The organism is Streptomyces sp. NBC_01304 (assembly GCF_035975855.1).
Classification (GTDB): domain Bacteria; phylum Actinomycetota; class Actinomycetes; order Streptomycetales; family Streptomycetaceae; genus Streptomyces.
In genome coordinates this window covers 6,200,616-6,225,659 of record NZ_CP109055.1, presented here as the reverse complement: position 1 = coordinate 6,225,659, position 25,044 = coordinate 6,200,616, and the positions used below count along the sequence as shown (strand labels likewise).

The following is a 25,044-nucleotide window of genomic DNA, read 5'->3' as shown; positions in this document are numbered from 1 at the left end:
GGGTAGTTCCTCGGAGTTCAAGAGAGGTTTCCTCACATCCGGAAGACGCCGAAGCCGCCGCGCGCGCCTTCGACGGGGGCCGTGTGGATCGCGGACAGGCACAGGCCGAGGACGGTGCGGGTGTCGCGGGGGTCGATGACGCCGTCGTCGTACAGCCGCCCGGACAGGAACATCGGCAGCGACTCCGACTCGATCTGCTGCTCCACCATGGCGCGCAGCGCGGCGTCCGCGTCGTCGTCGTACGGCTGCCCCTTCGCGGCGGCGGACTGCCGGGCCACGATCGACAGGACGCCCGCGAGCTGCTGCGGCCCCATGACGGCGGACTTGGCGCTGGGCCAGGCGAAGAGGAAGCGGGGGTCGTACGCGCGGCCGCACATGCCGTAATGACCGGCGCCGTAGCTCGCCCCCATGAGGACGGAGAGATGCGGGACCTTGGAATTGCTGACCGCGTTGATCATCATCGCGCCGTGCTTGATGATGCCGCCCTGCTCGTACTCCTTGCCGACCATGTAGCCGGTGGTGTTGTGGAGGAAGAGGAGCGGGATGTCGCGCTGGTTGGCGAGTTGGATGAACTGGGCCGCCTTCTGCGACTCCTCGGAGAACAGCACGCCTTGCGCGTTGGCGAGGATGCCGATCGGGTAGCCGTGCAGCGCCGCCCAGCCGGTGACGAGGCTCGGGCCGTACAAGGGCTTGAACTCGTCGAAGTCGGAGGCGTCGACGATGCGGGCGATGACCTCGCGGGGGTCGAAGGGGGTCTTCAGGTCGCCGGGGACGATGCCGAGGAGTTCGTCCTCGTCGTACTTCGGCGCCTCCCCGGGTTGCGGATCGGCGTGTTCCTTGCGCCAGTTGAGGCGAGCGACGACCCTTCGGGTCTGGCGTAGGGCGTCGGGTTCGTCGGCGGCGAGGTAGTCGGCGAGGCCCGAGGTGCGGGCGTGCATCTCGGCGCCGCCCAGCTCCTCGTCGCCGGACTCCTCGCCCGTGGCCATCTTCACGAGGGGCGGGCCGCCGAGGAAGACCTTCGCACGCTCCTTGACCATGATCACGTGGTCGCACATGCCGGGGACGTACGCGCCTCCGGCGGTGGAGTTGCCGAAGACCACCGCGATGGTCGGGATGCCGGCCGCGGAGGACTGGGTGAGGTGTTTGAAGAGGGCGCCGCCCGGGATGAAGATCTCCTTCTGGGAGGGGAGGTCTGCTCCGCCGGACTCCACCAGGTGGATGGAGGGGAGGCGGTTGGCGTGGCCTATCTCGTGGGCGCGGAAGGCCTTCTTCAGGGTCCAGGGGTTGGAGGCGCCGCCTCTGACCGTCGGGTCGTTGGCGGTGATCAGGCATTCCACGCCTTCGACCGTGCCGATGCCTGTGATCATCGCGGCGCCGGTGGTGTAGTCGCTGCCCCACGCTGCGAGCGGCGACAGCTCCAGGAACGGGGTGTCCGGGTCCAGGAGGAGTTCTATGCGCTCCCTGGCGAGGAGCTTGCCGCGCTTTCGGTGCCGGTCGAGGTATTTCTGGCCGCCGCCTGCGAGGGCTTTGGCGTGTTCTGTGTCGAGCTCGGCGAGTTTGGTGAGCATGTGCTCGCGGTGGGCTTTGTATTCGGGTCCCGCGGGGTCCAGGGCGGTGGGGAGGGCGGTCATGGGTCACCTCGTTGGGTGCGGGTTGGTGGGTGGTTCCGGCGCTTTTGTCCCCTACCCGCCCCTTCCCGTAAGGCTGCCGCCGGCTTCAAAGGCTGTCCTCAATCGCCGGACGGGCTCCAAAGGAGCCCGTCCGGCGATTGAGGACACAGCTCCGCAGGATTTCGGGAAGGGGCGGGGTGGGGAAGGAAGAGTCACAAAAGATCCACCGGCACCTCGACCTCCCGCGCCCGCAGCCACTCCCCCAGCGCCTTGGCCTGAGGGTCGAACCGGGCCTGGGAGGCCACGCCTTCCCCCAGCAGGCCCGAGACCACGAAGTTCAGCGCCCACAGGTTCGGCAGCACATGCCGAGTCACCGGCAACTCACCGCATTCCGGCAGGAGTTCACGGAAGCGGTCGACCGTCAGCGCATGCGTCAACCACCGCCAGGCCGACTCGGAGCGAACCCACACCCCGACGTTCGCGTCACCCCCCTTGTCCCCACTGCGGGCCCCGGCGAGCAGCCCGAGCGGCACCCGCCGGGTCGCAGCCGGAGGCAAGGGCTCGGGCGGCGAAGGTGCCGGGACGGCCTCCAAGGGGAGGCCGACCGCAGGCGCGGGCACCGCGACCCGCTCCCCACCCGGCAGCACGGCGACATGCGAGACCTCGCCCTGCGGGACGTACTCCGCCGAGAACACCCCGTACGGCGCCCCTTTCCCGGGCGGAGCCGTCACATGGAAGCCCGGATAGCTGCCGAGCGCCAGCTCGATCGCCGCCCCGCTCACGGCCCGCCCCACGGCACGCTCGGAGGCGTCCCGCACGACAAGGCGGAGCAGGGCACTGGCCGTCTCCTCCGTCGCCGCGTCCGGCGCGTCCGTGCGGGCGAGCTCCCAACGGACCGACGCGGGGCGGGACTTGGCCCGCGTAAAAGCGTCCTCCACCTGGCCCTTCACCAGCTCGGCCTTGGCGTCGACGTCGAGCCCGGTCAGGACGAAGACGACCTCGTTGCGCCAGCCGCCGAGGCGGTTGAGGCCGACCTTGAGGGTGGGTGGCGGGGCCTCGCCCCGGACGCCGGAGATGCGGACCCGGTCGGGGCCGTCCGACGCGAGCCGCACCGTGTCGAGGCGGGCGGTGACGTCGGGGCCCGCGTACCGGGCCGGCCCGGTCTCGTACAGGAGTTGGGCGGTGACCGTGCCCACGTCCACGACGCCGCCCGTACCTTCGTGCTTGGTGATCACGCTGGAGCCGTCGGCCGCGAGCTCGGCGACGGGGAAGCCCGGCCGCCGGACGTCATGGCCGGTGAAGAAGGCGTAGTTGCCCCCCGTGGCCTGCGTACCGCATTCGAGGACGTGCCCGGCGACGACGGCCCCGGCGAGGGCGTCGTACTCCTTTGGCCCCCAGCCGAAGTGCGCGACCGCAGGCCCGGTGACCAGGGCGGCATCGGTCACGCGCCCGGTGACCACCACCTCGGCGCCGCCCCGCAGGCACTCCGCGATCCCGGCCCCGCCCAGATAGGCGTTGGCGGTGAGCACGCCCTCGCCCCAGCCTCCGCGCGCGAGCAGATCGTCGCCCTCGACATGGGCGACGCGCACCGGCACCCCGACCCGCTCGCTCAACTCCCGTACGGATTGGGCGAGTCCGGCCGGATTCAGCCCGCCCGCATTGGCCACGATCCGCACGCCCCGCTCCTGGGCGAGCCCGAGGCACTCCTCCAGCTGCCGCAGGAAGGTCTTGGCGTACCCGAGGCCGGGGTCGCGGAGCCGGTCGCGGCCGAGGATGAGCATGGTCAGCTCGGCGAGGTAGTCCCCGGTGAGGACGTCGAGCCGCCCGCCCGTGAGCATCTCGCGCATCGCGTCGAAGCGATCGCCGTAGAACCCGGAGGCGTTGCCTATCCGCAGCGGCTCACGCGGCGCCCCGCCCGCCTCACTCACCGGAAGCCCCCTTCGGCTCCCGCCCCTTCCCGGACGGCCCGGCGAAGACCTGTGCGATGTCCAGCCAGCGGTCGGCGTCGGGGCCTTCGGCGCGCAGATCCAGGTCGGAGCGGTGCGCGCGCTGGGTCACGAGGAGACAGAAGTCGTACGCACTCCCCGTCACCCGCTGCGGGGCGTCTTCGGGTCCGTACGTCCACAAGTCCCCGTTGGGGGCGGCGAGTTCGATCCTGAACTGCTCCCCCGGCGCCTCGATCCCGCGCACCCCGAAGGCGAAGTCCCGCGTCCTGACCCCGATGTGCACGACGTGCCGCAACCGTGCCGTCGGGGGCCGTACGACACCGAGCGCGTCGGCGACGTCCTGCCCGTGCGCCCAGGTCTCCATGAGGCGGGCGGTCGCCATGGAGGTGGCCCCCATGGGCGGGCCGTACCAGGGGAAGCGGACTCCGGGCGGGGCTTCCCGCAGGGCCTGTTGCAGTGCGTCGCGCCCTTCCCGCCAGCGGGCGAGGAGCCCGGCGGGCGGCAGGCCCGCGCCCTCCTCCGCCCCCTCGTCGACGAAGGAGTCGGGCGCGGCGAGCGCCACCTTGACCAGCTCGCCGAACCCCGCCGGATCGGTCACGGCGAGCAGTGCTGCGTGGTCGGTCCAGGCGAGGTGGGCGATCTGGTGGGCGATGGTCCAGCGTTCGGCGGGGGTGGGGCGGGACCAGTCGGCCGCCCCCAACTCCCCTACCAGGGCGTCGAGTTCAGCGCTCTCGTCGCGCAGATCGTCGAGCACGGACACGGGGTCGGACACGGCGCACTCCCCACACGGGACGTCGATGTGTGGGTGAGCATGGCAGCGCCACAAGAAACAATCAAGCGTGCTTGGATTATTCGGCCCGCCCGGTGACTACTGAGCCTCCCCAGCGACTTACTGAGCCTGCCCGGTCTCGGCAAGCCCCGCCTTCGCCCGCCCCACTTGAGTGCGCACCGCCCCCATGCTCGCCGCGACCACCAGCACGATGGCCAGCGAGTCGGTGAGGGACAGGCCCTGGCTCAGGATCAGGAAGCCGGCCGTGGCCGCGATCGCCGGTTCCAGGCTCATCAGGATGGCGAACGTCGATGCCGGAAGGCGGCGCAGGGCGAGGAGTTCCAGCGTGTAGGGCAGCACCGACGACATCACCGCCACGCCCGCGCCCAGCGCGATCGTGCTCGGCACGAGCAGCTTGGCGCCCGACTCCACGAACCCGAACGGCACGCTGAGCAGCGCCGCGAACGCCATCGCCAGGGCAAGGCCGTCCGCCTGCGGGAAGCGCCGGCCCGTACGGGCACTGAAGACGATGTACGCCGCCCACATCGCACCCGCCGCGAGCGCGAACGCCGCACCCACCAGGTCGAGTTCACCGAATCCCGCCCCTCCGGCGCCGCCGAGCAGGGCGACCCCCACGAGGGCGAGCGCGGCCCACAGGGCGTTGAGGGCGCGGCGGGACGCGATCACGGACAGGGCGAGCGGGCCGAGGACTTCGAGGGTGACGGCGTGACCGAGCGGGATGCGGTCGACCGCCTGGTAGAAGAGCCCGTTCATCAGGGCCATCACGGTGCCGAAGGCGACGACCGTGCCCCAGTCGGACCGCGAGTGCCCGCGCAGCTTGGGCCGGCAGACGACGAGGAGGATCACGGCCGCGGCGACGAGCCGCAGCGTGACCACGCCGAGCGCCCCGGCCCTCGGCATGAGCGTCACCGCGAGCGCGGCGCCGAACTGGACCGAGACACAGCCGGTGAGGACGAGCCCGACGGGCCCCAGCGAACGCCCTTCGGCCCGGCCCCCGCCGGGCCCCGCCAGGCCCGGCTCGGACACCGCCGCACTGCTGCTCACTGAACTCATTGGCGCTCGCCCCTTGCGTGCATCATCATGGACCTACGCGTCTAAGATACTGGACTACGTCAGGTCCGTGAACCCATTTAGGGACTGTCACCGAGCGCCTGGTCAGGAGCTGCCCGGGGCGACCGCGCGAGGCCTCAGCCAGTACCTCCAAGCGCCTCGTCCAGCACCTCCGCCAGGTGCCGCCCGCGCCGTTCCCCCAGGTCAGCGGCGGCCAGCTGCTCCAGCTGCGTACGGCACGAGAAGCCGTCCGCGAGGACCACGGCGTCCCGACCGGCCGCCCGCACCGAAGGCAGCAACCGCTCCTCCGCACAGGCCACGGACACGTCGTAGTGCCCGGCCTCGAACCCGAAGTTCCCGGCGAGCCCGCAGCACCCCCCGCTCAGCTCACCGACGAGCCCCGCCCGCTCCCGCAGCCTGCGCTCCGCCGCGTCGCCGAGCACCGCATGCTGATGGCAGTGCGTCTGGCCGACCACCTCACGGTCGATGCGCGGGGGCTGCCAGTGCGGGGCCAGCTCCTCCAGAGCCTGCGCGAACGTCCTTACCCGGGCGGCGAGTTGAGCAGCCCGGGGCTCGTCCTCGCCGAGCAGCTCGGGCAGGTCCGACTTCAGGGCGGCCGCGCAGCTCGGTTCGAGGACGACCAGGGGCAGATCGGGCGGTACGCGGTCGAGCGTGCGGCGCATGACCGTCCGGGCCCGGTCGAGCTGGCCGGTGGAGACGTACGTCAGCCCGCAGCAGACCTCGCGCTCCGGCAGCCCGACGCCGATCCCGGCCGCCTCCAGAACGCGCACGGCCGCCTGGCCGACGGACGGCGAGAGGCGGTCCGTGAAGGTGTCGGGCCACAGCACGACGGTCGGCCGCGCCCCGCTCGCTCCCCGCTTCCGGAACCACTTCCGGAACGTGCGCGGCGCCAGCCTCGGAAGCTGTCGCTCGGGCGCGATGCCACCGACTCGCTTGGCCAGAGCGGCCATTGGGCGGAGCCCGGCGACCGCGTTCGCCACCCGCGCGAAGGGCGCGGCGAGCCGCAGCCACCTCGGCAGCCATCCCATCGCGTAGTGCGCCGCCGGGCGCAGCCGCCCCTTGTAGTGCTGATGCAGGAATTCCGCCTTGTACGTCGCCATGTCGACGCCCACCGGACAGTCCGACCGGCACCCCTTGCAGGACAGGCACAGGTCGAGCGCGTCCCGTACCTCCGTCGAGCGCCAGCCGTCGGTGACGACCTCGCCCGCAAGCATCTCGTGCAGCAGCCGGGCCCGCCCGCGCGTGGAGTGCTCCTCGGCGCCGGTGACACGGAAGGAGGGACACATCACCGCCGAAGTCGCCGTCGCGTCACGGCACTTGGCGACCCCGACGCAGCGGCGTACGGCCGCCGAGAAGTCGCCGCCGTCCGCGGGATAGCCGAAGGCGACGTCGACGGGCTTGCGGGGCAGCGGGGCGAACCGCAGGTTCGCGTCGAGCGGCGCCGGGTGCACGAGGACGCCGGGGTTGAGGATGGCCGCCGGGTCCCAGAGGGCCTTGACCTGCTCGAAGACGCGCACGAGCTCGGGCCCGTACATCTTCGGTAGCAGCTCGGCCCGCGCGAGGCCGTCGCCGTGCTCGCCGGAGAGCGAGCCGCCGTGCGCGACGACCAGCTCGGCAAGCTCCTCGGAGAAGCGCCGGAAGCGGGCGATGCCCGGCTCGTCGAGGAGATCGAAGTCGATGCGTACGTGGATGCAGCCGTCCCCGAAGTGCCCGTACGGCGTCCCGCGCAGCCCGTGATCCGCGAGCAGCGCACGGAAGTCCCGCAGATACGCGCCGAGTCGGGCGGGCGGCACCGCGCAGTCCTCCCAGCCGGGCCAGGCCTCGGTGCCGTCCGGCATCCGGGTCGCGGTGCCCGAGGCGTCCTCGCGGATGCGCCACAGGGTGCGCTGGGCGGGCGGGTCGGAGACGACGAGGGCATCCAGGACGTCGGCCGCGCGCACGATCCGCTCGGCCCGCGCCCTCGCCTCCCCCTCGGTCTCCCCACCGGTCTCCACGAACAGCCAGGCCGCGCCCTTGGGCAGGCCTTTAGTACCTCGTACGAGATCCGCGGCCATGCCCTCCACGGTGAGCGGGCCGTACGGCAGCAGCCCGGCGGCGGCCTCGGCGGCGGCGCTCTCGTCGGGGTAGCCGAGCACGGCGAGGGCGCGGGCGCGGGGTGCCTCGACGAGCCGCACGGTCGCCTCGGTCAGCACGCCGAGGGTGCCCTCGCTGCCGCAGAAGGCACGGGCCAGGTCGGTGCCGTGCTCGGGGAGCAGAGCGTCCAGGGCGTACCCGCTGATCCGTCGCGGGAGCTCGGGGAACCCGGTGCGCAGGAGCGCCAACTCCCGCTCCACCAGGGCCCGCAGCCCGTCCGGGGCGCCCTGCCAGCCCTGGCCCAGGGTGCGGGTGTCCCCGGCGGCGGTGACGACCTCAAGCCCGTGGACGTTGTCGGCGGTCGTGCCCCAGGCCACGGAGTGCGAGCCGCAGGAGTTGTTGCCGATCATGCCGCCGAGGGTGCAGCGGCTGTGGGTGGAGGGGTCGGGGCCGAAGGTGAGCCCGTGCGGGGCGGCGGCTTCCCTGAGGCGGTCGAGGACGACGCCGGGCTGGACCTTGGCGGTCCGGGTCTCCGGGTCGAGCCTTTCGATCCTTGCCATGTGCCGGGTGAAGTCGAGCACCACACCGGTGCCGGTGGCCTGCCCCGCGATCGAAGTTCCGGCACCCCTGGCGACCACGGGGACGCCCGCGTCCCGGCAGGCGGTGAGGGTGGCTCGCACGTCGTCGGCGTCTCTTGGGGCGACCACCCCGAGGGGGATGCGCCGGTAGTTGGACGCGTCCATGGTGGTCAGGGCCCTGGCGGACCGGCTGAAGTCCACGTCTCCGCGGACGGTGCGACGAAGCTCACGCTCGATGCCCATGGGGCCATTTTTCACCCCACCCCGCCCCTTCCCGAAAGTCCTGCGGACGGCTTCAAGGATTGTCCTCAAACGCCGGACGGGCTGATTCATCAGCGATGAATCAGCCCGTCCGGCGTTTGAGGACACCGCCCGCAGGGCGGAAGGCAAGGCGGCGCAGCCTTACGGGAAGGGGCGGGGTGGGGGAAATCCCGGCCGGAGGCCGAGAACAGAGGGGACCTGGGGGCCGCCCCCGGGCGACCACGCCCTGGACACCCCGTCCCACGAGGTGGACCTCGAGAACCCCCGCCCCAAGGAGCCGCTAGGCTCCCGACGTGGCTGAGATCCAGATTCCCGCAGACATCAAGCCCAAGGACGGCCGCTTCGGCGCCGGCCCCTCCAAGGTGCGCCCCGAGGCGCTGGAAGCGCTCGCCGCCACCGGCTCCTCCCTCCTGGGCACCTCCCACCGCCAGGCCCCGGTCAAGAACCTGGTCGGCAGGGTCCGCGAGGGCGTCCAGAGCCTCTTCTCCCTCCCCGAGGGCTACGAGGTGATCCTGGGCAACGGCGGCTCCACCGCGTTCTGGGACGTGGCGACCCACGGCCTGATCGAGAACAAGTCGCAGCACCTGAACTTCGGCGAGTTCTCCTCCAAGTTCGCCAAGGCCGCGAAGCTCGCGCCCTGGCTGGCCGAGCCGACCGTCATCGCGAGCGACCCGGGCACCCACCCGGAGCCGGTCGCCGAGGCGGGCGTCGACGTGTACGCGTACACGCACAACGAGACCTCCACCGGCGTGGCCGCCCCGATCAAGCGGGTCTCCGGCGCCGACGAGGGTTCGCTCGTCCTGGTGGACGCCACCTCCGGCGCGGGCGGCCTGCCGGTCGACATCCGCGAGACGGACGTCTACTACTTCGCCCCGCAGAAGTCCTTCGCCTCCGACGGCGGCCTGTGGCTGGGCGTGTTCTCGCCGGCCGCGATCGAGCGCGCCGAGCGGATCCACGCGTCCGGCCGCCACGTGCCGGAGTTCTTCAGCCTCCCGACGGCGATCGACAACTCGCGCAAGAACCAGACGTACAACACCCCGGCCCTCTCCACCCTGTTCCTGCTCGCCGAGCAGCTGGACTGGATCAACGGCCAGGGCGGTCTGGACTGGGCCACGGCCCGTACGAAGGACAGCTCGACCCGCCTGTACTCGTGGGCCGAGGAGTCGAAGTACGCGACCCCGTTCGTGACGGACGCCGCCAAGCGCTCGCAGGTCATCGGCACGATCGACTTCGCCGACGAGATCGACGCGACCGCGGTCGCCAAGGCGCTGCGCGCCAACGGCATCGTGGACACGGAGCCGTACCGCAAGCTGGGCCGCAACCAGCTGCGCGTCGCGATGTTCCCGGCGATCGACCCGGCGGACGTCCAGGCGCTCACCGCCTGCATCGACTACGTCATCGAGAAGCTGTAGCCCGTACGTTTCCGAGAGGGGTCCGGCACTTCGGTGCCGGGCCCCTTTTCGTTGTGCCGGGCCCTTCGTTACGCGGCCTACATACGGCGTACGCATCCGTCTTATCCACCCCCTACGACCCTGTGGGACTTAGGTCCCAAAAATTGAGGCAAAGCACATCCTTTGCCTTGGTGAAGAGGTCAACTGCCAGTTGAATCAAGGGCCCAGGACCTTCTCCCCTGGCCTTGCTCTAGGGCAAAACCCCGGCGAAACCATGCGCGCAGGATGGGACTCATAACCAGTGCACCGCAGCAAATGCCCGGTACTGCAAGGAGATTCCACCCATGCGTAAGGCGCTCACCCTCTCGGCCATCGCCGTAGTCGCCTCGATCGGTCTGGCCGCCCCGGCGACCGCGTTCGCCGCCGACGCCACTCCCGCCCCGGCCCCCTCCAAGTCGGCGTCGGCCAAGTCCGACGAAGGCTCGGCGGCCCCGGTCGTCTCCATCACCTCGTCCCCGAAGGACAAGACCGGCTACAAGGCCGGCGACAAGGTCACGGCCAAGGTCACGACCAGCGGCAAGGCGAAGGTCACGGCCTCCTCCGACGCCCTCAGCGGCATCTCCGTCACCCCGGGCAACGGCGGCAACGACTACCTCGTCACCGGCACCGTGAAGTCGGGCTACGGTATCGGCACCGCCACCCTCAAGGTCACCGCCAACTACGGCGACACGGGCGCCGAGGGCAGCGCGAGCTTCTCGGTGAACACCGGCGGCGTGAAGCCCGACCCGGGCAAGGCGTCGATGTCCCTGTCCACGGACGGCGGCAAGGCCGGCGACAAGGTCCAGGTCGAGATCAAGACCGGCGACCTCCAGGGCACCCCCTACGTCAAGTCCGACGTGTTCGGCGGCAAGGTCTCCCTGACCCCGAAGCCCGGCTCGAAGGGTGTCTGGGGCGGTACCGCCACGGTGGCCAAGGACGTCAAGTCCGGCTACTACAAGGTGGACGGCTACGTCGGCAACCAGCTCGTCGACAGCGCCAAGTTCGGCGTCCAGGGCAGCGACACCCCCGCCCCGAAGCCCGGCCAGTCCTCCCTCGCGCTGAGCCCGGGCTCCGGCAAGTCCGGTGACAAGATCGACCTCACCCTGACCGGCTCCGGCAACCCGCAGAGCAGCTACTCCGCCAACTCGGCGGCCTTCGGCGGCAACGTCAAGCTGACCCTGGGCAAGGACGGCAAGTGGCACGGCCAGGCGACCGTCGCCAACGTGAAGGTCGGCGCCTACAAGGTGACCGCCAACTCCGGCGCCACGGCCACCTTCAACGTCACCGACAAGCACGTGAGCCCGGTCAAGCCGGTCAACCCCTCGGACCACAAGACCCCGAAGGGCTCGGTCAACACCGGTATGGCCCCGGCCGCCGGCAGCTCGTCCAACGCCGGTGACATCGCCCTGGGCGCCGGCGTCGCCGCCCTCGGTGCGGCCGGTCTGACCAGCATGGCGGTGCTCCGTCGCCGCAACAACAATGGCTGAGCCCGAGGCCATGCGCCCCCGCCAGGGCCGCCGTCGCGTGTACCGCGCGGCGGCCCTGGCGGGGGCCGCCGCCCTCGCGGTCGGCCTGGCGTCCGGCTGCTCGAAGTCCTCGGACGGCGGCGGCACCCAGCACGTCAACGCGGAGTCGGCGAGCGTGCTCACGCCGTCCGTGCCCAACCACATCGACATCCCCAGCATCAAGGTCGACGCCGACCTCGGCACGGTGGGCCTGGACGCGAACGGCCAGATGGAGACCCCGCCGTTCGACCAGCCGATGAAGGCCGACTGGTACAAGCAGGGCCCGACGCCGGGTGAGAAGGGTCCGGCCGCGATCGCCGGCCACATGGACACCGCGGACACCCCGAAGGCCGTGTTCTACAACCTCAAGGAACTGAAGAAGAACGCGGAGATCGACATCCGCCGCGAGGACGGCACGACCGCCGTCTTCAAGGTCGACGAGGTGGACACGTACAAGAAGGACCAGTTCCCGACGGACAAGGTCTACAACAAGACCGACAAGGCGGAGCTCCGCCTGATCACCTGCGGCGGCGACCTCACCAAGGACCGCCACTGGGACTCCAACGTCGTCGTCTTCGCGCACCTGACCGGCAAGGCGTAGGTATCGCAGGGCATTTCACTGCAGTACGCGAACGGGCTCGCTCCTCTTTCGAGGACGAGCCCGTCGGCGTACGACGGAAGAGGTCAGCGGCTCAGCGCCTGGAACCTGCGCACGGCGAGCGGCAGGAAGAGCGCGGTGAGCGCCAGTGGCCACACCACGGCCATCAGGACCGCGTGGTCCTGGATCCAGCTGCCGTCCCTGACCACGGGATAGCCGAACAGCTCCCGGGCCGCGGCGCCCGTCGAGGAGATCGGGTTCCAGGCCGCGACCGTCCCCAGCCAGCCCGGCATCGACGAGGTCGCCACGAAGATGCTGGAGATCATGGTGAACGGGAAGACGAGGGCGTAGAGCCCGCCGGCCGCCTCCGGGTTGGGCACCAGGAGGCCGAGCCAGACGCCCGCCCAGATCAGGCAGAACCTGAGCAGCAGGATGAGCGAGAAGCCGCCGAGCAGCGCGAGCGGGTCGCCGTCCGGGCGCCAGCCCATGGCGAGGGCGGTGAGCGCCAGGATCGTCAACTCGGCGCAGGCGACGAGGAGATCGGTGATCGCGCGCCCGGTGACGACTGCGGACGGCGCCATGGGCATGGAGCGGAACCGGTCGATGACGCCCTTGGTCGCGTCGTGCACCACGCTCGTCGCCGTGTTCATCAGGCCGAAGGCCATCGTCATCACGAACATGCCGGGCATCAGGAAGTCCCGGTAGCTGGCGCCCTTCTCCGCGCCGGGCGACTTCATGGCGCCGCCGAAGACGTACGCGTACAGCAGCACCGAGATGATCGGGAAGCCCAACTGCCAGACGATCAGGACGGGTTGGCGCTGGTAGTGGGTGAGGGTGCGGCGCACCACGTTCCAGGCGTCGACCACGGCCCAGTAGGCGCGCCGCTCGTCGCCGCTCTCGACACCCAGGTCGACCACGGGCCGCACGTCCACGGGCTTGGCTTCCAGTCCGGCGCTCATGCCGCGACCTCTTCCTTCTGCGTCGTAGCTGTCGCCACTGCCGTCCCTGCCGTCCCTGTCGTCTCGGTGGAGTCCGTACGGTGCCCGGTAAGGCGCAGGAACACGTCGTCGAGGCTCGGCCTGCGCAGGCCGATGTCCTCCACCTGGATGCCCTCGTCCTGCAGGGTGCGGGCCACTTCGGTGAGGGCCGCCACCCGGTCCCGCACGGGCGCGTGCACCCGGCGCTCGGGCCGGTCGGTCGCCGGTACGCCGTTGCAGACGCGGGCCACGACCTCGGCGATCCGCGCGAGGTCGGCGGGTTCGGTGGCGACGACCTCTATGCGGTCGCCGCCGACGCGGTTCTTGAGGCCGTCGGGGGTGTCGTCGGCGATGGCCCGGCCCTGGTCGATGACGGTGATGCGGGAGGCGAGCTTGTCGGCCTCCTCCAGGTACTGCGTGGTGAGCAGGACCGTGGTGCCGCCGGCCACCAACGCCCGTACGGCTTCCCAGACTTCGCCCCGGCCGCGCGGGTCGAGGCCGGTCGTCGGCTCGTCGAGGAAGAGCACCTCGGGGGCGAGGATCATGGAGGCGGCGAGGTCGAGGCGGCGCCGCATGCCGCCGCTGTAGTCCCCGGCGTTCTTGCCGGCCGCCTCCACCAGGTCGAACTGCTCCAGGAGTTCGCCCGCCCGCAGCCGGGCCCGGCGCCCGCCGAGGTGGAAGAGCCGGCCGAACATCTCCAGGTTCTGCCGCCCGCTGAGCGTCTCGTCGACGGCCGCGTACTGCCCGGTGAGACCGATGCGGCGGCGTACCGCACGGGGGTCCTTCGCGACGTCGAGGCCCGCGACCAGGGCCCGGCCGCCGTCGAACTTCAACAGCGTGGCGAGGACCCGCACGGCGGTGGTCTTGCCCGCGCCGTTCGGCCCGAGCAGTCCGTGCACGGTGCCCTTGTGGACGGTCAGGTCGAAGCCGTCGAGGGCGTGCTTGGTCTCCTGCTTGGTCCGGTACGTCTTGCGCAGGCCCTCGGCCTGCACGGCGTATCCGTTCTCGGGGTTCACGTTTTCCTCCTGGGCACGCTCGCCACCCCCTGCCGGGCGGCGAACTGAGTACACCGTACCCGATAACGAGTACACCGTACCCAGTTTTTGTGAAAGCGACTAGGCTGCCTCCCATGAGCAGCACGAAGGGCACGGAAACCAGCGGCAGCGGCGACATCGCGCGCAGCCTGGAACTCCTGTGGGGCACGGGCGCCCGGCCCAGCCGCGGCCCCAAGCCGGCCCTGACCCTCGACCGGATCGTGTCGACGGCCGTCGCGCTCGCCGACGCCGAGGGCCTGGACGCCGTCTCGATGCGCCGGCTCTCCACCGAGCTGGGCACCGGCACGATGTCGCTGTACCGGTACATCCCCGGCAAGGCGGAGCTGCTCGACCTGATGCTGGACCGGGTGCAGGGCGAGTCCCTCGGCGACGGCACGGCGACCGCGCCTGCGGACTGGCGGCTCTCCATCGAGTGCCTGGCCCGCGAACACCTCGCGCTGTTCCGCCGCCACCCCTGGCTGCTCAAGGTCAACCAGGCCCGCACCGTCCTCGGCCCGAGCGCGCTGCGCGGACTGGAGCTAGTGCTCGGACCGCTGCGCACGATGGGCCTGCGCGACCCCGAGCTGATCTCCGTGATCATCGCGGTGCAGAGCTATACGCAGGGCATCGCCCGCATGGAACTGGAGGCGGCCGAGGCGGTCAAGGAGACCGGTCTGAGCGACGAGGAGTTCTGGGGACGCCAGCAGCCCTTCCTCGAAAAGGCCATGCTCAGCGGCGAGTTCCCACTGATGGCCTCGCTCTCCGAGGACACCTTCGGCACGGACTTCGACCACTTCGAGTTCGGCCTGAAGGCTCTGATCGACGGCTTCCAGGCACTGGTTTCACAGCGCAGCGAAGAGTGACAGAACGCCCCTTCCATGCATGGATGGATGGCATGACGAACCCCAGCGAAAGCCCGAGCCCCGCGCTCGTACCCTTCGTCAAGCAGTACGCCGTCCTCCTCACCTCGCACAAGAAGGACGGCTCCGGCGTCGGTACGCCCGTGAACATCGCGGTCGAGGGCGACCACGCGTACTTCCGCACCTACGGCAAGTCCTGGAAGGTCAAGCGGATGCGGAACAACCCCGAGGTGGAGATCTGCCCCTCGACCATGCGCGGCGTGCAGACCGGACCCGAGATCAAGGCCCGGGTGCGGCTGCTCGACCGAGGCGGCGAGGAGGAGCGCCGCGCGCGCCGGGCGATCCTCCGCAAGTACCCGGTCATGCACGGCTTCCTGGTCCCGCTGTCGTGCAGGATCAGGCGGGACCGCCCGCTGCACTACGAGGTGCGGGTGCTGGGCGAGTAGCCCCCTGGGGCGGGTCGCCTAGGGCCTGTCCGGCGGATCTTCGCGGGCCCACGACGCCTGGCACGCGCCCCCAGCCTCCGGCCGGGGGTGCCCCCGCTCGCCGCACGCCCGAATCACCCAAGTACGTCCAGTACGAGGGCGATCCGGGCGCACGCCGAGAGCACGCACCAGACGCCGCGGGCTCTTCCGCGAAGATCCGCCGGACAGGCCCTAGCGCTTCCTGAAGAGTCGCTTGAGTCCGAAGGCCGCCACGATCGCGACGGCGAGGGCGAGGACGCCCATCTTGTAGTTGTCGCCGCCCCCGCCGTCGCCGGAACTGCCGCCCTTGGAGGGCGAGTTGGAGTCTCCGTTGCCGCTCGCACCCTCCACGGCGACCGGCTCCACGTCGCTCTCCGATCCCTCCGACCCGAACATCAGGGCCTTGCCGTCGGCCGCGTACGTCACCGACTCGCCCTGCCGCTGCAGCGGCACGTCGACCCGGCCGGCGCGTTTGGGCTTCCCGTCGTTCCAGTCGTACCCGGCCGCCTCGAAGTAGCTGCGCAGGACGAGCTTCCTGCCGTCCGGCGAGAAGGCGCCGTCGGTGGTCCACAGATCGATGTCGGCCATGCGCTTGAACACGTTGGTGCCGCGCGTGCTCAGCTCCGCGGGACCCTCGTAGAGCCCGCCGACGCTGTCCCGCTTCTTGTCGGCGATGTACACGCGCCCGGTCTTCGGGTGGACCATCAGCGCCTCGGCGTCGCGCGCCCCGTCCTCGTACTTCACGTCGTACTGCGTGGCCTTGACCGTGGTGTCCTTGAGCTCCTTGGGCTCGGGGAAGCGGTAGATCCACACGTGGTCCCACTTGCCGCCGAGGTTGTCGCCGATGTCGCCGACGTAGAGGTCCCCGTCCGGGCCGATCGACACGGCCTCCACGTCGCGCGGGGCGCCGACGCCCCGCATCGTCACGGTGGCGACGGTGTCGCCGGTCTTCGCGTCGACGGCGTAGAGGAAGGCGCCGTCGTCGCTGTCGTTGTGCGTCCAGTAGATGCCGGGGTGCTGCTTGCTCGCCGCGAGACCGCTGGACTCGGTGATCCGCGGGTCCTTGATCGTGAAGCTCTCGTCGTCGTCGGCGGCCGCGGGGCCCGCGGCCGTCAGCAGGACGAGGGCGGCAGCACCGGTCACACCCATGAGTGAACGCATGGCCCCAGCCTGCCACCCGGCTCGACCGCGTGCGTGCGCAGGCTCACATCGCAGGCAAGGGCCCCGATCGACGATGATGAGCGAATGCTCAGGATCATGTTCGTCGGCGACTCGCAGACCATCGGAAGCGCCGGCGAGCACACCTGGCGCCACCGCATGTGGCAGCACCTGCGGACCTCCTACGGCGCCCCCTTCCGCATCGTCGGCCCACGCACCGCGCTCTACGACCAGGCGACCGGCGCCCCGGACTCCTACGAGTACGCCGACCCTGACTTCCCGCAGCAGCACCTCGCGGGCTGGGGCGAGGGCTGGCTGCACATGACCCCGCTGATCGGCGAGAGCGTCCGCGCCGAGCGCGCGGACCTGCTCCTGATCTCGCTCGGCCTGATCGACCTCGGCTTCTACACGGACGCCGAGCAGACCGCCGCGAACGCCCGCGCCTTCATCGCCGAGGCCCGCCTCGCGAACCCCCGGGTGGCCATGGCGATCCTGCCGGTCATCCCCAACACCCGCGCCGACACCGACGCGGACTTCGCCGTCGAGGTCGACCGCTTCAACGAGCTCCTGGCCAAGCTGGTCGCCGACCTGGACACGGACCGCTCCCCGCTGCTGCTTGCCTCGCCCCCGGCGGCGTACGACATCAATTTCGACACGTACGACGGGACGCATCCCAGCGCCGACGGCGAGCACAAACTGGCGGCGGCCTTCGCCGACGCGATGTACCAGGGCTGGGAACTGGGCGGCCCGTACGAAGCCGCCTGAGGCCGGGGGTCAGGTGGCGCGGACGAGGCGGTTGGCGAGGGTCGACATCGTGTACGTGCCGATGCCGAGGACGACTTCCAGGGCGTTGCGCTCGGTGTAGCCGTGGGCCAGGAAGGCCTTGAGCTCGTCGTCGCCCACGCCGCCGTTGGTGGCGAGGACTTCGAGGGTGAACTGCCGTACGGCTTCCAGTCGTTCGTCGTCCAGCGGCTGCTCCTTGCGCAGGGCCGTGATGACGTCCGTGCCCGCGCCCAGCTGACGGAGCTTGCCGGTGTGCATGGTCACGCAGATGTGGCAGTCGTTGCGGGTGGCGACGGTCATGACGACGACCTCGCGGGCGACCGGTTCGAGGGTGCAGCTCTCGAAGACCTTGGTCAACTGCAGGAAGTTGTTGAGCAGTTCGGGAGACTCCGCGAGCCGGGCGACGGCGTCCGGGACCTTGCCGCCCATGGTCGAGGCGACCCGCTCCATGGTGGGGCGGGAGGCGGCGGGGGCGGTTTCCAGGGTGTGGGACACGAACAAGGTGAGGGCCTCTTAAGATAGACAACGTGGTTGACGACTCGAACGACTCGAAGGTAAACCAGGTTGACGGTCCAGGCAAGGGAAATAGGTGGGCGGGAAGTGGAACTGCCGCCTCCAGGGCGGGATTTGAACTCCCGCTCCTCCTCTTCGCGGGCTTCCGGCACCTCATCGACGAGCTGCACGCCGAGCTCGCCCGCCAGGGCCACCCCGACGCCCGCCCCGCTCACGGCTTCGCGATGCAGGCGATCGGCCGCGACGGCGCCACCGCCAGCGAGATCGGCCGCCGCCTCGGCGTCTCCAAGCAGGCCGCGGGCAAGACGGTGGACCGCCTGGTCGCGCTTGGCTACGCGGAACGGGCCGACGACCCGGCCGACGCACGGCGCAAGGTGGTCCGGCTGACGGAGCAGGGGTACGACATGCTGGCCCGCTCGGCGGCGATCTTCGAGCGGCTGCACGCGTCCTGGGCCGCGGAGTTGGGCGCGGGACGGCTGCGGGCGATGGAGGACGACCTTCGCGCCGTGGTCCCGCCGGAGGCGTTCCGCCTCGACGCGGCGGGCTGGCTTGCCGGGTCATGACAGCGGCCGCCGCCCTCGTACGGGACGAGGACGGCGGCCACGGATGAACCCCTGGGTCACCAGGTGATCAACTGCTGGATCACCAGGCGAAGGCCTCCGGGGAGGCGCCCGGCCCGGGGAAGATCGAGTCGAGGCCGGCCAGAACCTCCTCGCCCAGCTCCAACTCCACCGCACGCAGGGCGGATTCGAGCTGCTCGGCCGTACGCGGGCCGACGATCGGGCCGGTCACGCCGGGCCGGGTGAGCAGCCAGGCAAGGGCCGCCTCGCCGGGCTCCAGATCGTGCTTGGCGAGCAGGTCCTCGTACGCCTGCACCTGCTCCCGCACCTTGGTGTTGGCCAGCGCGTCCGCACTGCGCCCGCTCGCCCGGCGCCCTCCGGTGGTCTCCTTCTTGATGACACCGCCGAGCAGCCCGCCGTGCAGCGGCGACCACGGGATGACACCGAGGCCGTACTCCTGCGCGGCCGGGATGACCTCCATCTCGGCGCGGCGCTCGGCGAGGTTGTAGAGGCACTGCTCACTGACGAGACCGTACGAACCCAGCCTGCGGGCGGTCTCGTTGGTCTGCGCGATCTTCCAGCCGGGGAAGTTCGAGGAGCCCGCGTACAGGATCTTGCCCTGCGCGATGAGCGTGTCGACGGCCTGCCAGATCTCCTCGACCGGGGTGCGGCGGTCGATGTGATGGAACTGGTAGAGATCGATGTAGTCGGTCTGCAGCCGCTTCAGCGAGGCGTCCACCGCGCGGCGGATGTTGAGGGCGGAGAGCCGGTCGTGGTTGGGCCAGCTGTCGCCGTCCGAGCCCATGTTGCCGTAGACCTTGGTGGCCAGGACCACCTTGTCCCGGCGGCCGCCGCCCTGGGCGAACCAGGTGCCGATGATCTGTTCGGTGCGGCCCTTGTTGTCGCCCCAGCCGTACACATTGGCCGTGTCGAAGAAGTTGATTCCCGCGCCGAGCGCGGCGTCCATGATCGCGTGGCTCTCGGCTTCGTCGGTCTGCGGGCCGAAGTTCATGGTGCCGAGGACGAGTCGGCTGACCTTGAGCCCTGTGCGTCCAAGCTGCGTGTACTTCATGGCTTCAAGCCAACTGGTTCGAGTGCCCTCAAGGCAAGGGCGCGACTGCCGCCCGCCGGTCAGTAGTGGTAGCGAGCCTTGAGGATCTTCACTTCCTTGTCGTCCGCCCGGTAGACGAGGCGGTGCTCGTCGTCGATCCGACGGGACCAGTAACCGGAAAGATCGTCCATCATCCTGACGACCGTGGACGAGCCCTCGCGGTCACGGGCCACCGCCGTTCTTGGAGGTGATGCGCACCGGGTCGTGGTCGGTATTGACCCGCTCGATCAGGGAAAACAGCGTCGCCTTGGCTTCGCTCGCGCTGATGGTCATGGCACAACCTCTCCATATCGCACGAACGGCTGGCCGGACGTCGGCCTGCGGTGGCGAAGAGCTAACCTCGAAGGGTGGACCCTAAGACCCGAAACCGGATCATGGCCGGTGTGCTCGTGCTGATGTTCATCGTGGTGGCCCTGGCGTCGGCCCTCGGCTGAGTCAAGCGCCGGACGGGCCGATGAAATCAGCCCGTCCGGCGCTTGAGGACAATCTTTGAAGCCGGCGGCAGCCTTACGGGAAGGGGCGGGTAGGGGAAAATCCCTACGCGGCCACAGCCATCTGCTCCCGCGGAACGAACCGCACCCGCGGATGCCCATGGTGAAGGCCCACCTTCAGCCGAAGGTCACCCACCCGGGCAAGCACAAGCCCGACCGCGGCCGCGGCAACCGCCGCGACGAGCCCGCCCGCGGCGAAGCCGACCCGGGCGCCATACGTGTCGGTGACCCACCCGACGAGCGGCGCCCCCAGCGGCGTACCCCCGGTGAACACCATCATGAACAGCGCCATCACCCGCCCCCGCATGGCCGGCTCGGTGGCCATCTGAACGCTGGAGTTGGCCGTCACATTGACGGTCAGCCCCAACATCCCCATCGGCACGAGCAGCATCGCGAAGAGCCAGAACGAAGGCGCGAACGCGGCGACGACCTCGAGCAGCCCGAAGGCCAGCGCGGCAGCGACGAGCAGCCGCAGCCGAGAGGCCCCGCGCCGAGCGGCGAGCAGCGCCCCCACCAGGGACCCGGCCGCCATCAGCGTGTTGAACAGGCCGTACGTCGACGGGCCCGCGTGGTACACGTCCGTCACGAAGGCCGACAGCCAGATCGGGAAGTTGAACCCGAAGGTCCCGATGAACCCGACGAGCACGATCGGCCACACCAGCTCGGGCCGCCCCGCGACATAGCGGAGCCCCTCCTTGAGCTGGCCCTTGCCGCGCGGCGCCCGCTCCACCTTGTGCAGGTCGGCGTTGCGCATCAGCAGCAGGCCGACGATCGGCGCGAGGAACGACAGGCCGTTCAGCAGGAAGGCGTAGCCACTGCCGACAGCGGTGATCAGGACACCCGCGACCGCGGGGCCGACCAGCCGCGCCGACTGGAAGTTGGCGGAGTTCAGGCTGACCGCGTTGGCCAGCTGGTCCGGGCCGACCATCTCGGAGACGAAGGCCTGCCGGGCAGGGTTGTCGACGACCGTGACCAGGCCGAGGATGAACGCCGTCGCGTACACGTGCCAGACCTGGACGTGTCCGGTCAGGGTCAGCACGGCGAGCGCGACGCCGGTGAGGCCCATCGCGGACTGGGTGAAGAGCAGGATCCGGCGCTTGGGCAGGCGGTCCACGAGGACGCCGCCGTACAGGCCGAAGAGCAGCATGGGCAGCCATTGCAGCGCGGTGGTGATGCCGACGGCGGTGACGGAGCCGGTGAGGCTGAGCACCAGCCAGTCCTGGGCGATGCGCTGCATCCAGGTGCCGGTGTTGGAGACCACCTGTCCGGTGAAGAAGAGCCGGTAGTTACGGACCTTCAGCGAGCTGAACATGCTCGGCTTACGGGCAGCGGTGGCGGTCTCGGGGTGGGCGGTGGGATCGGGGGTGGCTGGTGCGGGTGCGGAGTCTGCTCCGTTTCCCGTACTCAAAAGCGTTCGCCTCCTTGCGGCTTTCGTCTTCCAGCGGCGCTCAGAGGCGTATCACTGGTTCTCTCTTACAGATGCGCGAGCTTCTCCAGTACGGGGGCGGCGGCGCGAAGCTTCGCCCACTCGTCCTCGTCCAGGTCCGCCGCCAGGCCGGCCAGCCAGGCGTTCCGCTTGCGGCGGCTCTCTTCGAGCATCGCCTCGGCGGTCTCGGTCTGGCTGACCACCTTCTGTCGGCGGTCCTCGGGGTGCGGCTCCAGCCTGACCAGGCCCTTTGCTTCGAGCAGGGCCACGATGCGGGTCATCGACGGCGGCTGTACGTGCTCCTTGCGGGCGAGCTCGCCCGGTGTCGCGGAGCCACAGCGGGCGAGGGTGCCGAGCACCGACATCTCGGTCGGGCTCAGCGACTCGTCGACGCGCTGATGCTTCAGTCGGCGCCCGATTCGCATGATCGCGGAGCGCAGGGAGTTCACGGCGGCTGCGTTGTCGCCATGGGAGAGGTCCGGCATGTTCGTTAGCATAACTCATTACCCTGACTAAAGAACACCCCATTTACCGCGAGCCCCAGCGCAGTACCGGTGGCCCTGCCAACAACATCACCCATATGAGTGAGGTGGCTCCGGAAAGTGACACACCGCGCGGTCTTCTGCCGCGACTCTGAGCCGCATGGGGACCAACGTGCTCAGCCTGCGGATAGACGGAGAGCTGCTCGACCGGCTCCGGGACCATGCGGCGAAAAGGGGAATGAGCGTCCAGGACTATGTGGTCCGGACGCTCATTCGCGACGACTTCGACGAGCGGTTCAAGACTGCCGTCGAGGAGACGGAGAGGTTCTACGGCGTGCCGTAAGCCATGACGGGCGCCGGCCGCGAGCCACGAGTGGCGCTACGCCGGGAACTTCCGGTCCACCCACCGGAACGCGAACTCCACCCCGGCCGCCGCCACCACCGCGACACCGACCGCCGCCCACGGCATGGTCGTACCGACGAGCCTCAGCTGGAAGAAGTCCTGCAGCCACGGGACGACCATCACCAGCATGAAGGCGAAGCCCATCGTGGCGATCAGGGCGATCCGCCACCAGGTGTAGGGCCGCGCGATGATCGCGAGGACCCACATCGCGATGAGGAACAGCGTCAGCGTCGCCGCACTGGTCTCCGCCTCACGGGCGCCCTCGCCCACGTAGTGGTGGCGGGCCAGAAGATACGTCGCGAAGGTCGCGACCGCGGCGATCGCGCCGCCCGGCAGCGCGTACCGCATCACGCGTTTCACGAAGTGCGGCTTGGCCCGCTCCTTGTTGGGCGCGAGGGCCAGGAAGAAGGCGGGGATGCCGATCGTGAGCGTCGAGAGCAGGGTCAGGTGGCGCGGCAGGAAGAGGTACTCGACCTGCGTACAGACCACGAGGAGCGCGAGCAGCACCGAGTAGACGGTCTTCACGAGGAAGAGCGTCGCGACCCGGGTGATGTTGCCGATGACCCGGCGGCCCTCGGCGACCACGGAGGGCAGCGTCGAGAAGCTGTTGTTGAGCAGCACGATCTGGGCGACCGCGCGGGTGGCCTCCGAACCGGAGCCCATCGAGACGCCGATGTCCGCGTCCTTCAACGCCAGGACATCGTTCACGCCGTCGCCGGTCATCGCGACCGTGTGGCCCTTGGACTGCAGCGCGCCCACCATGTCGCGCTTCTGCTGCGGGGTGACCCGGCCGAACACCGCGTTGTCGTCGAGGACCTTGGCCATCTCGGCCTGGTCCTTGGGGAGCGTGCGGGCGTCCACGGTGTTCTCGGCGCCCGGCAGGTTCAGCTTGCCGGCGACCGCGCCGACCGACACCGCGTTGTCACCCGAGATGACCTTCGCGTGGACGTCCTGGTCCTTGAAGTAGCGCAGGGTGTCCGCGGCGTCCGGGCGAAGGCGCTGCTCCAGGACGACCAGGGCGGCGGCATGCGCGCCCTCGGCGACCGCCGGGTCGTCGAGCTCCTTCTCGCTGCGGGCGAGCAGCAGGACGCGCAGGCCCTGCTGGTTGAGGGACTCGATCTCGGCGAGGGCGGGGTCCCCGGCCGGGAGCAGCACGTCGGGGGCGCCGAGCAACCAGGTCGAGTTCTCGCCGTCGCCCTCGCTGAAGCTGGCGCCGGAGTACTTGCGGGCCGAGGAGAAGGGCAGCGACTCCGTGCAGCGCCACTCCTCGCTGTCCGGGTAGGCGTCGATGATCGCCTGCAGGGACGCGTTCGGCCGCGGGTCCGATTCGCCGAGCGCGCCGAGGACCTTGCGTACGTACGTCTCGTCCTCGCGGTTCAGCGGCCGCAGCTCGGTGACGTCCATGCCGCCCTCGGTGAGGGTGCCCGTCTTGTCGAGGCAGACCGTGTCGACGCGGGCCAGGCCCTCGATCGCGGGGAGCTCCTGCACCAGGCACTGCTTGCGGCCGAGCCGGATCACACCGATCGCGAAGGCCACCGAGGTCAGCAGGACCAGGCCCTCGGGGATCATCGGGACGATGCCGCCGACGGTGTAGGCGATGGACTGCTTGAAGTTGTCGTCCTTGACGACGAGTTGGGAGATCACCAGGCCGATCGAGGTCGGGATCATCAGCCACGTCACGTACTTGAGGATCGTGGAGATGCCCGAGCGCAGCTCGGAGTGGACCAGGGTGAAGCGGGACGCCTCCTCGGCGAGCTGGGCCGCGTAGGCCTCGCGGCCCACCTTGGTCGCCTGGAAGGCGCCGCCGCCCGCGACCACGAAGGAGCCGGACATCACGGGGTCGCCGGGCTTCTTGATCACCGGGTCGGCCTCGCCGGTGAGCAGCGACTCGTCGATCTCCAGGCTGTCCGCCTCGACGGTCGCGCCGTCCACCACGATCTTGTCGCCGGGCCCGATCTCGATGAGGTCGCCGAGCACGATCTCGGAGGTGGACACCTCGACGGCCTTGCCGTCGCGGCGCACGGTGGGCTTGGCCTCGCCGATGACCGCGAGGTTGTCCAGGGTCTTCTTGGCGCGCCACTCCTGGATGATGCCGATGCCGGTGTTCGCGAGGATCACATAGCCGAAGGCCGTGTCCTGGAACGGCGCCACGAACATCATGATCACCCAGAGCACGCCGATGATCAGGTTGAACCGGGTGAAGACGTTGGCGCGGACGATCTCGCCCATGGAGCGGCTGGAGCGCACCGGGACGTCATTGACCTCGCCGCGCGCGACGCGCTCGGCGACCTCGGCGGCAGTAAGGCCGGTGGCCTTTCCTCCAGGTCCTGGCGGGGGTACTGGATGTACGGGATCCAGTTCGGCGCCGGCGTCAATGTGCGTCATGGATCCGACGGTACGGGGCGTGGGCGCCCTTCACCCGCCGAGTGGGCCGTATTCATGGGTGCGCGGCCGCAATTCCAACCTGGGTACTACAAAGATTTGGACCTTGGTAGGCCAACCGATCAGGCGTCGGTCGCGTCCGCGTCCGCGTCCGCGCCCCGCTTCGCTGCGGCCACTGCCGCGGCCTCCGCTTCGGCTTCCGCCGCGTGCCGCTTGATCGCGGCGTCGCGCCCCCGTACGTACCAGATACCGATCAGCCCGAGCCCCGCCCCGGCCAGACAGCACCACACCCACCAGGTCTGATCGCGGTCGTCGAACCAGCCGTAGAACGGCAGCTGCACCAGGAAGAGGACGAACCAGAGGATCGTGAGGCCCGTGATCGTCGCGACGACCGGGCCCTCCAGGGGCTCCGGCGCCTCGTGCTTCGCTGTCCACTTCGCCATGTGCACAGCTTACGAGGCGTGCCAGGCGGCGGTTGCACCCCTTGCCGCAGTGGGGTCTACGCGCGCAGATAGCAATTTGGGACTCGGTTATTCAT

Annotated in this window: 23 protein-coding genes and 1 pseudogene; 8 read left to right on the top strand and 16 right to left on the bottom strand. The window is 70.2% G+C overall.

Features of this window, described 5'->3' with window-relative positions; translation table 11 throughout:
* Positions 1-32: 32 nt before the first annotated feature.
* From OG430_RS27800 to OG430_RS27780, 5 genes are all read right to left on the bottom strand, one after another.
* Positions 33-1,631, bottom strand: a complete 1,599-nt coding sequence (locus tag OG430_RS27800) for an acyl-CoA carboxylase subunit beta (protein ID WP_327355337.1) — start codon at positions 1,629-1,631, stop codon at positions 33-35.
* 191 nt (positions 1,632-1,822) lie between these two features.
* Entirely contained in the window at positions 1,823-3,538 is a 1,716-nt protein-coding gene (locus OG430_RS27795; protein WP_327355335.1) for an acyclic terpene utilization AtuA family protein, read from the bottom strand.
* Positions 3,531-4,328, bottom strand: a complete 798-nt coding sequence (locus OG430_RS27790; protein ID WP_327355334.1) for a TIGR03084 family metal-binding protein — start codon at positions 4,326-4,328, stop codon at positions 3,531-3,533. The genes OG430_RS27795 and OG430_RS27790 overlap by 8 nt, the downstream gene beginning before the upstream one ends.
* A 117-nt stretch (positions 4,329-4,445) precedes the next feature.
* On the bottom strand, positions 4,446-5,399 hold the full coding sequence (locus tag OG430_RS27785) for an EamA family transporter (protein WP_327355333.1): 954 nt from the start codon (positions 5,397-5,399) through the stop codon (positions 4,446-4,448).
* A 134-nt stretch (positions 5,400-5,533) separates the two neighbouring features.
* Entirely contained in the window at positions 5,534-8,311 is a 2,778-nt protein-coding gene (locus tag OG430_RS27780) for an FAD-binding and (Fe-S)-binding domain-containing protein (protein ID WP_327355332.1), read from the bottom strand.
* Positions 8,312-8,622: 311 nt separating this feature from the next.
* Here OG430_RS27780 and serC point away from each other — a divergent pair, with 311 nt between their 5' ends.
* The 3 genes from serC (at position 8,623) to OG430_RS27765 (ending at position 11,865) form a co-directional block, all read left to right on the top strand.
* On the top strand, positions 8,623-9,741 hold the full coding sequence (gene serC / locus OG430_RS27775) for a phosphoserine transaminase (protein WP_327355331.1): 1,119 nt from the start codon (positions 8,623-8,625) through the stop codon (positions 9,739-9,741).
* Between the two features lie 323 nt (positions 9,742-10,064).
* Complete coding sequence (locus OG430_RS27770; protein WP_327355330.1) at positions 10,065-11,246, top strand: hypothetical protein; 1,182 nt, start codon at positions 10,065-10,067, stop codon at positions 11,244-11,246.
* On the top strand, positions 11,239-11,865 hold the full coding sequence (locus OG430_RS27765) for a class F sortase (protein WP_327355329.1): 627 nt from the start codon (positions 11,239-11,241) through the stop codon (positions 11,863-11,865). The genes OG430_RS27770 and OG430_RS27765 overlap by 8 nt, the downstream gene beginning before the upstream one ends.
* Positions 11,866-11,948: 83 nt before the next feature.
* Here the strand turns inward: OG430_RS27765 and OG430_RS27760 are convergent, their stop codons facing one another.
* Together OG430_RS27760 and OG430_RS27755 are read right to left on the bottom strand one after the other, a co-directional pair.
* Entirely contained in the window at positions 11,949-12,821 is an 873-nt protein-coding gene (locus OG430_RS27760; protein WP_327355328.1) for an ABC transporter permease, read from the bottom strand.
* On the bottom strand, positions 12,818-13,855 hold the full coding sequence (locus tag OG430_RS27755) for an ATP-binding cassette domain-containing protein (RefSeq protein ID WP_442816563.1): 1,038 nt from the start codon (positions 13,853-13,855) through the stop codon (positions 12,818-12,820). The genes OG430_RS27760 and OG430_RS27755 overlap by 4 nt, the downstream gene beginning before the upstream one ends.
* A gap of 113 nt (positions 13,856-13,968) precedes the next feature.
* Here OG430_RS27755 and OG430_RS27750 point away from each other — a divergent pair, with 113 nt between their 5' ends.
* A complete protein-coding gene (locus tag OG430_RS27750; RefSeq protein ID WP_327355327.1) occupies positions 13,969-14,736 on the top strand; it encodes a TetR/AcrR family transcriptional regulator in 768 nt (255 codons plus the stop codon).
* A gap of 32 nt (positions 14,737-14,768) precedes the next feature.
* The gene (locus tag OG430_RS27745) at positions 14,769-15,179 is read left to right on the top strand and encodes a PPOX class F420-dependent oxidoreductase (RefSeq protein ID WP_327355326.1); all 411 of its coding nucleotides are present in this window, start codon (positions 14,769-14,771) and stop codon (positions 15,177-15,179) included.
* A gap of 210 nt (positions 15,180-15,389) precedes the next feature.
* Here the strand turns inward: OG430_RS27745 and OG430_RS27740 are convergent, their stop codons facing one another.
* Positions 15,390-16,358 carry a WD40 repeat domain-containing protein gene (locus OG430_RS27740; protein ID WP_327355324.1) on the bottom strand — a complete coding sequence of 323 codons (969 nt, stop codon included), beginning with the start codon at positions 16,356-16,358 and terminating at the stop codon, positions 15,390-15,392.
* A gap of 84 nt (positions 16,359-16,442) precedes the next feature.
* Between OG430_RS27740 and OG430_RS27735 the strand changes: the two genes are divergently transcribed.
* Positions 16,443-17,120, top strand: coding sequence for an SGNH/GDSL hydrolase family protein (locus OG430_RS27735; RefSeq protein ID WP_327355323.1), 678 nt, complete (start codon positions 16,443-16,445; stop codon positions 17,118-17,120).
* Between the two features lie 9 nt (positions 17,121-17,129).
* Here OG430_RS27735 and OG430_RS27730 read toward each other — a convergent pair whose 3' ends face one another.
* Positions 17,130-17,588 carry a carboxymuconolactone decarboxylase family protein gene (locus tag OG430_RS27730; RefSeq protein WP_327359243.1) on the bottom strand — a complete coding sequence of 153 codons (459 nt, stop codon included), beginning with the start codon at positions 17,586-17,588 and terminating at the stop codon, positions 17,130-17,132.
* A 68-nt stretch (positions 17,589-17,656) separates the two neighbouring features.
* Between OG430_RS27730 and OG430_RS27725 the strand changes: the two genes are divergently transcribed.
* Complete coding sequence (locus OG430_RS27725) at positions 17,657-18,214, top strand: MarR family winged helix-turn-helix transcriptional regulator (protein WP_327359241.1); 558 nt, start codon at positions 17,657-17,659, stop codon at positions 18,212-18,214.
* Between the two features lie 79 nt (positions 18,215-18,293).
* Here the strand turns inward: OG430_RS27725 and OG430_RS27720 are convergent, their stop codons facing one another.
* The 5 genes and pseudogenes from OG430_RS27720 to OG430_RS27700 all read right to left on the bottom strand — a co-directional run bounded on the left by OG430_RS27720 (position 18,294) and on the right by OG430_RS27700 (position 21,724).
* Positions 18,294-19,283 carry an aldo/keto reductase gene (locus OG430_RS27720; protein ID WP_327355322.1) on the bottom strand — a complete coding sequence of 330 codons (990 nt, stop codon included), beginning with the start codon at positions 19,281-19,283 and terminating at the stop codon, positions 18,294-18,296.
* A gap of 59 nt (positions 19,284-19,342) precedes the next feature.
* Positions 19,343-19,447, bottom strand: a pseudogene (locus tag OG430_RS27715) (Txe/YoeB family addiction module toxin); the annotation flags it as partial.
* Between the two features lie 37 nt (positions 19,448-19,484).
* Positions 19,485-19,595 carry a type II toxin-antitoxin system Phd/YefM family antitoxin gene (locus OG430_RS27710; RefSeq protein WP_442816562.1) on the bottom strand — a complete coding sequence of 37 codons (111 nt, stop codon included), beginning with the start codon at positions 19,593-19,595 and terminating at the stop codon, positions 19,485-19,487.
* A 264-nt stretch (positions 19,596-19,859) separates the two neighbouring features.
* On the bottom strand, positions 19,860-21,221 hold the full coding sequence (locus OG430_RS27705; RefSeq protein WP_327355321.1) for an MFS transporter: 1,362 nt from the start codon (positions 21,219-21,221) through the stop codon (positions 19,860-19,862).
* A gap of 65 nt (positions 21,222-21,286) precedes the next feature.
* On the bottom strand, positions 21,287-21,724 hold the full coding sequence (locus OG430_RS27700) for a MarR family winged helix-turn-helix transcriptional regulator (protein WP_327355320.1): 438 nt from the start codon (positions 21,722-21,724) through the stop codon (positions 21,287-21,289).
* A 157-nt stretch (positions 21,725-21,881) separates the two neighbouring features.
* Here OG430_RS27700 and OG430_RS27695 point away from each other — a divergent pair, with 157 nt between their 5' ends.
* Entirely contained in the window at positions 21,882-22,064 is a 183-nt protein-coding gene (locus tag OG430_RS27695; RefSeq protein WP_327355319.1) for a ribbon-helix-helix protein, CopG family, read from the top strand.
* 36 nt (positions 22,065-22,100) lie between these two features.
* Here OG430_RS27695 and OG430_RS27690 read toward each other — a convergent pair whose 3' ends face one another.
* A complete protein-coding gene (locus tag OG430_RS27690; RefSeq protein WP_327355318.1) occupies positions 22,101-24,509 on the bottom strand; it encodes an HAD-IC family P-type ATPase in 2,409 nt (802 codons plus the stop codon).
* A gap of 119 nt (positions 24,510-24,628) precedes the next feature.
* On the bottom strand, positions 24,629-24,949 hold the full coding sequence (locus tag OG430_RS27685) for a DUF2530 domain-containing protein (RefSeq protein ID WP_327355317.1): 321 nt from the start codon (positions 24,947-24,949) through the stop codon (positions 24,629-24,631).
* Between the last annotated feature and the right edge of the window lie 95 nt (positions 24,950-25,044).

What these genes read in the sequence shown, in the direction of transcription:
- OG430_RS27800 (WP_327355337.1), bottom strand. Translation starts at nt 1,631, where the DNA reads ATGACCGCCCTCCCCACCGCCCTGGACCCCGCGGGACCCGAATACAAA.
- OG430_RS27785 (WP_327355333.1), bottom strand. Translation starts at nt 5,399, where the DNA reads ATGAGTTCAGTGAGCAGCAGTGCGGCGGTGTCCGAGCCGGGCCTGGCG.
- OG430_RS27780 (WP_327355332.1), bottom strand. Translation starts at nt 8,311, where the DNA reads ATGGGCATCGAGCGTGAGCTTCGTCGCACCGTCCGCGGAGACGTGGAC.
- OG430_RS27770 (WP_327355330.1), top strand. Translation starts at nt 10,065, where the DNA reads ATGCGTAAGGCGCTCACCCTCTCGGCCATCGCCGTAGTCGCCTCGATC.
- OG430_RS27765 (WP_327355329.1), top strand. Translation starts at nt 11,239, where the DNA reads ATGGCTGAGCCCGAGGCCATGCGCCCCCGCCAGGGCCGCCGTCGCGTG.
- OG430_RS27760 (WP_327355328.1), bottom strand. Translation starts at nt 12,821, where the DNA reads ATGAGCGCCGGACTGGAAGCCAAGCCCGTGGACGTGCGGCCCGTGGTC.
- OG430_RS27750 (WP_327355327.1), top strand. Translation starts at nt 13,969, where the DNA reads ATGAGCAGCACGAAGGGCACGGAAACCAGCGGCAGCGGCGACATCGCG.
- OG430_RS27745 (WP_327355326.1), top strand. Translation starts at nt 14,769, where the DNA reads ATGACGAACCCCAGCGAAAGCCCGAGCCCCGCGCTCGTACCCTTCGTC.
- OG430_RS27740 (WP_327355324.1), bottom strand. Translation starts at nt 16,358, where the DNA reads ATGCGTTCACTCATGGGTGTGACCGGTGCTGCCGCCCTCGTCCTGCTG.
- OG430_RS27735 (WP_327355323.1), top strand. Translation starts at nt 16,443, where the DNA reads ATGCTCAGGATCATGTTCGTCGGCGACTCGCAGACCATCGGAAGCGCC.
- OG430_RS27730 (WP_327359243.1), bottom strand. Translation starts at nt 17,588, where the DNA reads ATGGAGCGGGTCGCCTCGACCATGGGCGGCAAGGTCCCGGACGCCGTC.
- OG430_RS27720 (WP_327355322.1), bottom strand. Translation starts at nt 19,283, where the DNA reads ATGAAGTACACGCAGCTTGGACGCACAGGGCTCAAGGTCAGCCGACTC.
- OG430_RS27710 (WP_442816562.1), bottom strand. Translation starts at nt 19,595, where the DNA reads ATGACCATCAGCGCGAGCGAAGCCAAGGCGACGCTGTTTTCCCTGATC.
- OG430_RS27700 (WP_327355320.1), bottom strand. Translation starts at nt 21,724, where the DNA reads ATGCCGGACCTCTCCCATGGCGACAACGCAGCCGCCGTGAACTCCCTG.
- OG430_RS27695 (WP_327355319.1), top strand. Translation starts at nt 21,882, where the DNA reads ATGGGGACCAACGTGCTCAGCCTGCGGATAGACGGAGAGCTGCTCGAC.
- OG430_RS27690 (WP_327355318.1), bottom strand. Translation starts at nt 24,509, where the DNA reads ATGACGCACATTGACGCCGGCGCCGAACTGGATCCCGTACATCCAGTA.
- OG430_RS27685 (WP_327355317.1), bottom strand. Translation starts at nt 24,949, where the DNA reads ATGGCGAAGTGGACAGCGAAGCACGAGGCGCCGGAGCCCCTGGAGGGC.